Origin of the sequence: Mesotoga sp. UBA6090 (assembly GCF_002435945.1) — a bacterium.
GTDB lineage: Bacteria > Thermotogota > Thermotogae > Petrotogales > Kosmotogaceae > Mesotoga.
On the sequence record NZ_DIXC01000077.1, the window covers coordinates 1 to 7,485 of the forward strand.

At 45.5% G+C, this 7,485-nt stretch carries 10 protein-coding genes; all 10 read right to left on the reverse strand.

Annotation, left to right across the window (positions count from 1 at the left end; all coding sequences use genetic code 11):
• Nucleotides 1-1,141, reverse strand: a 1,141-nt coding sequence (gene ffh / locus B3K42_RS12180) for a signal recognition particle protein (RefSeq protein WP_292598994.1), incomplete at its 3' end; no start/stop codon positions are given.
• Nucleotides 1,142-1,377: 236 nt separating this feature from the next.
• Complete coding sequence (locus tag B3K42_RS12185; RefSeq protein WP_110989800.1) at nucleotides 1,378-1,950, reverse strand: thymidine kinase; 573 nt, start codon at nucleotides 1,948-1,950, stop codon at nucleotides 1,378-1,380.
• A gap of 4 nt (nucleotides 1,951-1,954) precedes the next feature.
• Nucleotides 1,955-2,749, reverse strand: a complete 795-nt coding sequence (locus B3K42_RS12190) for a carbohydrate kinase family protein (RefSeq protein WP_110989799.1) — start codon at nucleotides 2,747-2,749, stop codon at nucleotides 1,955-1,957.
• Nucleotides 2,718-3,293, reverse strand: a complete 576-nt coding sequence (gene upp / locus B3K42_RS12195; protein ID WP_349680975.1) for a uracil phosphoribosyltransferase — start codon at nucleotides 3,291-3,293, stop codon at nucleotides 2,718-2,720. Before upp ends, B3K42_RS12190 begins: the two co-directional genes overlap by 32 nt.
• 49 nt (nucleotides 3,294-3,342) lie before the next feature.
• Nucleotides 3,343-4,632, reverse strand: coding sequence for a serine hydroxymethyltransferase (gene glyA, locus B3K42_RS12200; RefSeq protein ID WP_292598998.1), 1,290 nt, complete (start codon nucleotides 4,630-4,632; stop codon nucleotides 3,343-3,345).
• A gap of 22 nt (nucleotides 4,633-4,654) precedes the next feature.
• Nucleotides 4,655-5,683, reverse strand: a complete 1,029-nt coding sequence (gene mtnA, locus B3K42_RS12205; protein WP_181419024.1) for an S-methyl-5-thioribose-1-phosphate isomerase — start codon at nucleotides 5,681-5,683, stop codon at nucleotides 4,655-4,657.
• Nucleotides 5,684-5,700: 17 nt separating this feature from the next.
• On the reverse strand, nucleotides 5,701-6,480 hold the full coding sequence (locus B3K42_RS12210; protein WP_292599001.1) for an Mrp/NBP35 family ATP-binding protein: 780 nt from the start codon (nucleotides 6,478-6,480) through the stop codon (nucleotides 5,701-5,703).
• 23 nt (nucleotides 6,481-6,503) lie between these two features.
• Entirely contained in the window at nucleotides 6,504-6,926 is a 423-nt protein-coding gene (locus B3K42_RS12215; protein ID WP_110989794.1) for an OsmC family protein, read from the reverse strand.
• Nucleotides 6,927-6,965: 39 nt separating this feature from the next.
• The gene (gene rplT, locus B3K42_RS12220; protein WP_110989793.1) at nucleotides 6,966-7,325 is read right to left on the reverse strand and encodes a 50S ribosomal protein L20; all 360 of its coding nucleotides are present in this window, start codon (nucleotides 7,323-7,325) and stop codon (nucleotides 6,966-6,968) included.
• Between the two features lie 23 nt (nucleotides 7,326-7,348).
• Nucleotides 7,349-7,477, reverse strand: a complete 129-nt coding sequence (locus B3K42_RS13790) for a hypothetical protein (protein WP_334103078.1) — start codon at nucleotides 7,475-7,477, stop codon at nucleotides 7,349-7,351.
• Nucleotides 7,478-7,485: the final 8 nt, after the last annotated feature.

The following is a 7,485-nucleotide window of genomic DNA, read 5'->3' on the forward strand; positions in this document are numbered from 1 at the left end:
TCTCCTGTGCAGTCATCGAATGGATAATCGCCTCTGTTCGCTTCATACTTTTTTCGCTTCCGGCCAAATCTACATCTTTTGGTGCACCGGGTATCATTTCCATAATGTCTGCAATCGATCCAAGCTTCTTGACTTCCTTTAACTGCTCTAAAAAGTCCTCAAGATCAAACTTGTTCTTGAGGAATTTCTCTTCCATCTCTTTCGCTTTTTCCTCGTCTATATTAGTCTGCAGCTTATCTATGAGAGATAATACATCTCCCATTCCAAGTATCCGTCCAGCAACTCTGTCAGGATGAAAAGCTTCAATCCCATCGGGCTTTTCAGAGACTCCAATGAATTTCACTGGCTTACCCGTCACGTGTCTTATGGATAGAATGACACCGCCTCTTGCGTCTCCGTCAAGTTTGGTTACTACAAAACCCGAGAGTTCCAGCGCCTCGTTAAATGACCTTGCAGAGTTAACAGCATCCTGACCGGTCATCGCATCAACGACCATGAGAATCTCATCGGGCTTGACTGCAGCAACGATATCTTTTAGCTCTCTCATCATAGCGTCATCAATGTGAAGTCTTCCTGCGGTATCAAGAATTACGACATCATTTATGTTTTTTACTGCCTGCTGCATTGCTTCTTGTACTATACGAACAGGGTTCTTTCTGTCACCCGTGAAGACAGGCATGTCTATCTGTTTCCCCAACTGCATCAACTGGTCTATAGCAGCCGGCCTGTAAACATCTGCAGCGACAAGAAGCGGTTTCCGGCCTTCTTTTCTCAAAAGAGTACCGAGCTTTGCAGTAGTGGTTGTTTTTCCGCTTCCCTGGAGTCCCACCATCATGATCTTGGCAGGCTGACTCGAAAGCTTCAGCGGAACGTTTTTTTCACCTAGCATCTTTATCAGTTCATCTCTCACAACTTTGATAAATTGCTGATCCGGTGAAAAAGACTTCAGTACCTCTTCACCAAGGGCCTTTTCAGTTACACCGCCAATGAATTCCTTGACTACCTTGTAGTTAACGTCTGCCTCTAAAAGCGAGAGTTTTACCTGCTTAACGGCTTCTTCTATGTTTTTTTCCGAAATTCTTCCCTTTCCGCTCAGCAACTTAAATGCTCTGCCGAGTTTATCCTGGAGATTTTCAAACATCTAAACACCTCCACAGCTTGAAAAGTATACAACGCGTCTGAGCGTGAATGTTGAACTTATCTAAACAACAACTGTGATTATTATCTACTTATATTAAGTTTTGATTACTGGAAAGATATCAATATACTTAATTCACCGATGTTCCTTCGAGGAATATCATTAGTAGATTGATCAGCCATACTTACTGAAGAGAACAACCTTTGCCCTGAAAGTGATTCTAAGACGCAAACAAACACTCATTTGCGATTCGATGAATTAAGTTTCATGTAACAATCTCTGCAAACCGCAATGTATTTCTCCATTCCTCCGACATCGATTTCCGTATCGATTGCACCCGAAATCCTGTGAGTTACTGTCGCATTATATTCTCCACAAATATGGCAGACGGCCTTTTTCTTTATCACTTCATCTGCGGCGGCCATCAGGTTAGCAGTTACAGCAAACGGTCTATGCTTGTAGCTGAGATCGAGTCCTACGCAAAATACATCGATCCCACCAAAAATCATCTTCTCAACTACCTCGAGCAGACCCTGATCGAAGAAATTCGTCTCGTCAATAAATATTGCATCAAGCTTCTCACTTTCCCGCGAGACGATCTCTTCAATTTTCGAGGAGTCATTCACATTTATCGCCTCCGCCATTTGGCCTGAGTGACTTACGACATGATTGGATGAGTATCTGGTATCAATTATTGGCTTGAAAACCCTTATACGTTTCTTACCAAGAGTATAGATTTCAACCATAGAGAGAAGAGTCGAAGTTTTCCCTGAATACATTGGCCCTACAACAACCGTGAGTTTGCCCGACATATACTCAGCTCCTTATCACGTAATCAAGACTGTCCCTAGTGCCAAGCAAGAACTGTCCGATCGATTTTTCCTGATAACAATATTCGCCACTGATCTTCACAGACTCTTCTATTGCCTCTTCAGGAGAAGTTCCTGTCGAAACTAGTAGCGAAAAGATTGCCCCAAAGAGATCTCCACTGCCAAAGCGACTTTTTCCGATTCGCGGAGGTAGATACTCCTTTTTCCCGTAACGTGCACCTTTTGACGAAGCCTTTATAATGACTCGTCTGTCGTCTCTATCAAATGACATATAGTCATTAGCGAGAATAAAGTCGTACTTCTCCAAGCCCTCCAATCCTTTTAGCTCATGAAAGGGAGAAGGATCTATGACCTTAATCCCGGACTCTGTCGAAGTAGCCCTTGAGGCCGCTAATTGGCCAATCTCAAGAGTACTGTACAGGAGATCGAATCTCTCCTCACAAAGAAGCTGGAGCAATTCGTCGTTGATGCTTGCTATTGAAGGCTTTTCAACCGCGATAACTTCAGAACCTCTAAAGAGGAAAGTCCCGTGTGAACAATTCGACGTGACCGGAATAGACTCAAAAGGCCATTTCCGAGAATCGCCGACGCCAAAACAGCTCAAAAAGAGAACATCGGCGCCAATCAATGAAAGGCAGTTGGCCACATTGAAGCCTGACCCGCCTGGAGTTTGTTTTATCCCGGCGTTGTGGCCGCTACCCGAAATCTCGATATCTTCCAAGTAACCACCTACAATGAGGGCACGAAACTTACTTCGTTCTGTAGAGTCTATCACCGGCATCTCCTAACCCAGGAATGATATATGCATGGTCATTCAGTCTTTCATCAAGAGCTGCAGTGAAAATCTTCACGTCAGGGTGATTCTTCTCGATGAGTCTTACACCTTCGGGAGCTGCAATAAGACACATCAAGGAGATCTGCTTCCCTCCGGCTCTCTTTACAAGTTTCAAAGCCCAGGAGGACGAAACTCCAGTTGCAAGCATCGGATCTAGAACGAAGATCTGAGTCGTTTCATCGATCTTGGGGAGCTTTGAATAGTATTCGACGGGCTGAATCGTATCGGGATCTCTGTATATACCAATATAGCCAACGGAAGCATTGGGCATCAGAGAAAGAACCCCCTCAACCATGCCGAGGCCGGCTCTGAGAATAGGAACTACGGTCACTTTTTTATCTTCGATGGACTGACCGACCATCCTCACGAGAGGAGTAGTGATTTCCTTCTCATAAGTAGGTATGTGTCTAGTCGCCTCGTAGGTCAAGAGCAGGGTTATTTCTTTGAGGAGTTCCCTAAACTCCTTAGGACCGGTTTGATCATCTCTCATTATTCCCAACTTGTGCTGAATGAGAGGGTGATTGACGATCGTCAGCTGATCAAACACACTCATCACTCCTGGGCACCAAATCAGAATAAAGGGGGAATCTTTCCGTCAGAGCCTTTACTTCCCCGCTTATCTCTTTCACCTTTGATTCAGGTATCTCGCCCTTTTCACCTTCTATGCTTTCAAGAACCCGGATTATCAAATCCGCAATAATTGGCATTTCCTTCTCCGTCATGCCTCTCGTAGTAACGGCTGGAGTTCCGATTCTTATTCCGCTGGTGACAAAAGGAGATCTTGTCTCCTTTGGAATGGTGTTCTTGTTGACTGTTATATCAGCTTTCTCAAGAGCCTTTTCAGCAGCTTTGCCTGTAACATTGATCGGAGTAAGATCTACAAGGAAAAGATGGGTGTCAGTTCCACCGGAAACTATCCTTAATCCCTTCTCTTCAAGAGATTTCGCTAACTGACGAGTGTTCTCCACTATGTTCTGCTGGTACACTTTGAAGTTATCCTCTAGAGCTTCGCCGAACGAGACTGCCTTAGAAGCAATGACATGCATTAGAGGGCCGCCCTGAGTTCCCGGGAAAACCATCTTGTCTATTGACTTGGCAATCTCTTCATCATTAGTAAGAATCATACCGCCTCGAGGACCTCTCAGGGTCTTGTGTGTGGTCGTCGTTACTACGTGAGCAAAGTCTAGTGGATTGGGGTACAGACCCGCAGCTACAAGACCGGCGAAGTGAGCCATATCTACCATAAGAATCGCGCCTACTTCATCCGCCACCTCTCTAAACTTCCTGAAATCGATTATTCTGGAATAAGCGCTTCCACCGGCGATAATTACCGAAGGTCTAGCTTCGAGGGCAAGCTTTCTCACTTCGCTGTAGTCAATAAGCTCGCTCTCCTCGTCAACACCGTATGCAACAACATTGAAAAGCTTCCCTGAGAAATTTACCGGAGAACCATGAGTAAGATGTCCTCCGTGGCTCAAAGACATCCCCATTATAGTATCGCCAGGCCTGGCAACCGCCAGATAGGCGGCCATGTTTGCCTGTGATCCCGAGTGTGGCTGAACATTCGCGAATCCAGCATCAAAAAGCTTCTTGGCCCTTTCTCGAGCAAGTTCCTCGACTTCGTCAACAAAGACACATCCACCATAATATCTTTTGGACGGATATCCTTCCGCGTATTTGTTTGTCATGACAGATCCCATAGCCTCCATGACTGCCCTAGAAACGAAGTTCTCAGAAGCAATCAGCTCTAGCCCGTTTCTCTGCCTTTCTAGCTCCTTGACCATGATATCGAATACTTGCTTATCACTTTTCTTCAAAGACTCCCACATGTAAAAAACCTCCTCCAGGATTCTATTCAGACATTTTCTTCAGTGAAATGTTGTATGGTGGCCTTGCAATTCCCTTTTCCGTGATTATTCCGGTTATCAAACTCCATGGAGTTACATCAAAAGCGGGGTTTAAACATTTAACATTATCGGGAGCAATCTGGTAGTTTCCTATGTGAGTTATCTCGCGGTGGTCTCTTTCCTCTATGGGGATTTCATCTCCTGTCGGGGTTGAGAGATCCACCGTGCTTAAAGGGGCGACTATGTAGAAGGGAATTCCATGTCTCTGAGCAAGAATCGCCACTGAATATGTCCCTATTTTGTTTGCTGAATCACCATTCGCTGCAATTCTGTCTGCTCCAACTAGTACTAGATCTACCAGTCCCTTTTTCATTACCCATCCAGACATATTGTCACAGATGAGCGTAACGTCGATCCCCGATTTTATGAGCTCCCATGCCGTCAATCGCGCCCCCTGAAGATAAGGACGTGTTTCATCGGCGTAAACAGAGATCTTCTTGCCCTGTTGAACTGCAGCTCGCATTACTCCAAGCGCCGTACCATAGTCAACTGTTGCAAGAGCTCCGGCGTTACAGTGAGTGAGTATTCCATCACCGTCTCTCACAATTGCTGCCCCGTTCTTCCCTATTGCCTTATTGATCTCGATATCTTCAGTGGCAATTCTCAGGGCTTCGCTTTCGAGAGATGCAATTAGATCATTCCTTTCCAGCTTTCGGAGCGAATTAAGCGTCCTTTCCATTCTATCAAGAGCCCAAAATAAATTCACGGCCGTAGGTCTGCTCTCTGAAAGTCTTTTCTTGACCAGAACCATGTGTCCGAAAAACATCTCTTCAGAACCGGCTTGAGCCTCTCTTGCACCGAGAAGATAACCGAATGCTGCACTTGCGCCTATTGCCGGCGCACCTCTGACAACCATATTTTTGATTGCAAGATATACGTCTTCGTGAGTTAAGCATTCAACATACTCTTCCTTTGAAGGAAGGCTTCTTTGATCGATGAGTATCAGTCGGTCTTCTTTCCATTCAAGCGTCATACTCTTGAACTTGCCCACTACAGCTTCACCCTCTGAACTATCTCTTTCACTGTCTCTCGGTAGGCGGCTTCAAGCTCGGAACCCCTCATGTGTGTCACTATACTCTTGCCTATGTCCGAAAATCCTACTAGCGCCGGATCAAAGGGAAGGGAACCCAGAAGCGGGATGTCAAAGAGATTCTCGAGATCCTTCCCTCCACCCTCTCCAAACAGCTTTATCACCTCTCCACAGTTTGGACATTTCATGTATGACATGTTTTCAACAATGCCAATAGGTCTTCTGTGCATGGTCTTGACAAGATTTATCGCTCTTTTCACGTCCTGAACGGCAACGGCCTGAGGTGTCGTCACCACAAGAGCCATTATGTCGGAAAGAGTCTGGAGAGCAGTTAGCGGCTCGTCTCCTGTACCTGGAGGAGAATCAATTATCAGAAAGTCGAGTTCACCCCACGCAACGTCACCTAGAAACTGATATATTGCCGTTGTCTTCATAGGACCTCTCCATACTACCGGAGCATCATCTTCAACGAAACTGGAAATGCTTATAACCTTGAGATTCGGGAGGACCTCTGGGGGAAAGATCTGATTCTCAATAACCTCAGGTTGTTTCTTGAGTCCGACCATTCTCGCCACATTCGGACCGTGAAGATCAATATCCATTAGACCCGTTCTGAATCCCTCATCCGCAAGAGCCAGCGCCAAATTCACTGCAACAGTGGATTTTCCTACTCCGCCTTTTCCTGACATCACAAGTATTTTGTGCTTTATTGACTTGACGTTGTTTCTGATCTTCTCCATTGTTTCCGCCATCTCTTGTGGATTCAATTCTCTTCACCCTCATATTCAATCCTCATTGTAAGATCTACCGAGTTCTTCAACATGGCAGAGACAGAGCAATATCTTTCCTGCGAGAGATTCACTGCCTTTTCAATCTTGTCCTTCGGAAGATTCTTGCCGGAGAAATGGTAGACGAGTTCAATGCTTGTGAAGACTTTTGGATGCTCTTTAGCATACTCATAATTTGCAGAAATCGAGTATTCGTAGTCGCTGACCTTCATCTTGGAGAGTATGGAAACAACGTCCATCGACGTGCACCCCATCAATGCAGCCAGAACCATCTCCATCGGGCTTGGTGCCGAACCATCTCCTCCTGAAGCTTCCTTGGCGTCCATATGTATGTCATGACCTGAGGGGGTTTTTGCGTAGAAGGCCATCTTCCCTATCCTCTTAGCAGAGTATTCCATTGTCTCATCTCCTCTCAAAAAAAAGGGCCTAAGCCCCTTTTAATTTCCGTTCAGTGCCGATTTGGCGATCTCGCAATACTCCCTAAACGTGTCGAAGTCATTAACTGCAAGGTCTGCAAGCATCTTTCTGTTGATGTTAACACCGGCAATTTTCAAACCATGTATCAGATCATTGTACTTGGTGCCCGCGATTCGTGCGCCGGCATTGATCCTGGTAATCCAGAGTTTCCTGAAATCTCTCTTCCTGATCTTTCTTCCCGCATAGGCATAGACACCGGATCTTATGTAAAACTGCTTAGCCAGCCTGTATCTTCTGCTCAGGGCACCTCTATAACCCTTCGCAGCTTTCAGGTATTTCAGCTTTTTCTTCTTTGAAGTTACTCCACCTTTAACACGCATCTAAATCTCACCTCTCAAAAGGGTCAAATGCCCAGGCTTTTCTTGACTTTCTTCTCGTATCCGCCTTCGACCAGCTTCCATTTTCGAGCCTCGCGGCGGCTGCTTTCACTCTTTTTACCGGTATTATGACCAGTACCAGATTGGTTCCTCATGATCTTTC

Bases quoted from the DNA above. Each gene is read 5' to 3' on its own strand.
- B3K42_RS12185 (WP_110989800.1), bottom strand. From the start codon at position 1,950: ATGTCGGGCAAACTCACGGTTGTTGTAGGGCCAATGTATTCAGGGAAA.
- B3K42_RS12190 (WP_110989799.1), bottom strand. From the start codon at position 2,749: ATGCCGGTGATAGACTCTACAGAACGAAGTAAGTTTCGTGCCCTCATT.
- upp (WP_349680975.1), bottom strand. From the start codon at position 3,293: ATGAGAGATGATCAAACCGGTCCTAAGGAGTTTAGGGAACTCCTCAAA.
- glyA (WP_292598998.1), bottom strand. From the start codon at position 4,632: ATGTGGGAGTCTTTGAAGAAAAGTGATAAGCAAGTATTCGATATCATG.
- mtnA (WP_181419024.1), bottom strand. From the start codon at position 5,683: ATGACGCTTGAATGGAAAGAAGACCGACTGATACTCATCGATCAAAGA.
- B3K42_RS12210 (WP_292599001.1), bottom strand. From the start codon at position 6,480: ATGGAGAAGATCAGAAACAACGTCAAGTCAATAAAGCACAAAATACTT.
- B3K42_RS12215 (WP_110989794.1), bottom strand. From the start codon at position 6,926: ATGGAATACTCTGCTAAGAGGATAGGGAAGATGGCCTTCTACGCAAAA.
- rplT (WP_110989793.1), bottom strand. From the start codon at position 7,325: ATGCGTGTTAAAGGTGGAGTAACTTCAAAGAAGAAAAAGCTGAAATAC.
- B3K42_RS13790 (WP_334103078.1), bottom strand. From the start codon at position 7,477: ATGAGGAACCAATCTGGTACTGGTCATAATACCGGTAAAAAGAGTGAA.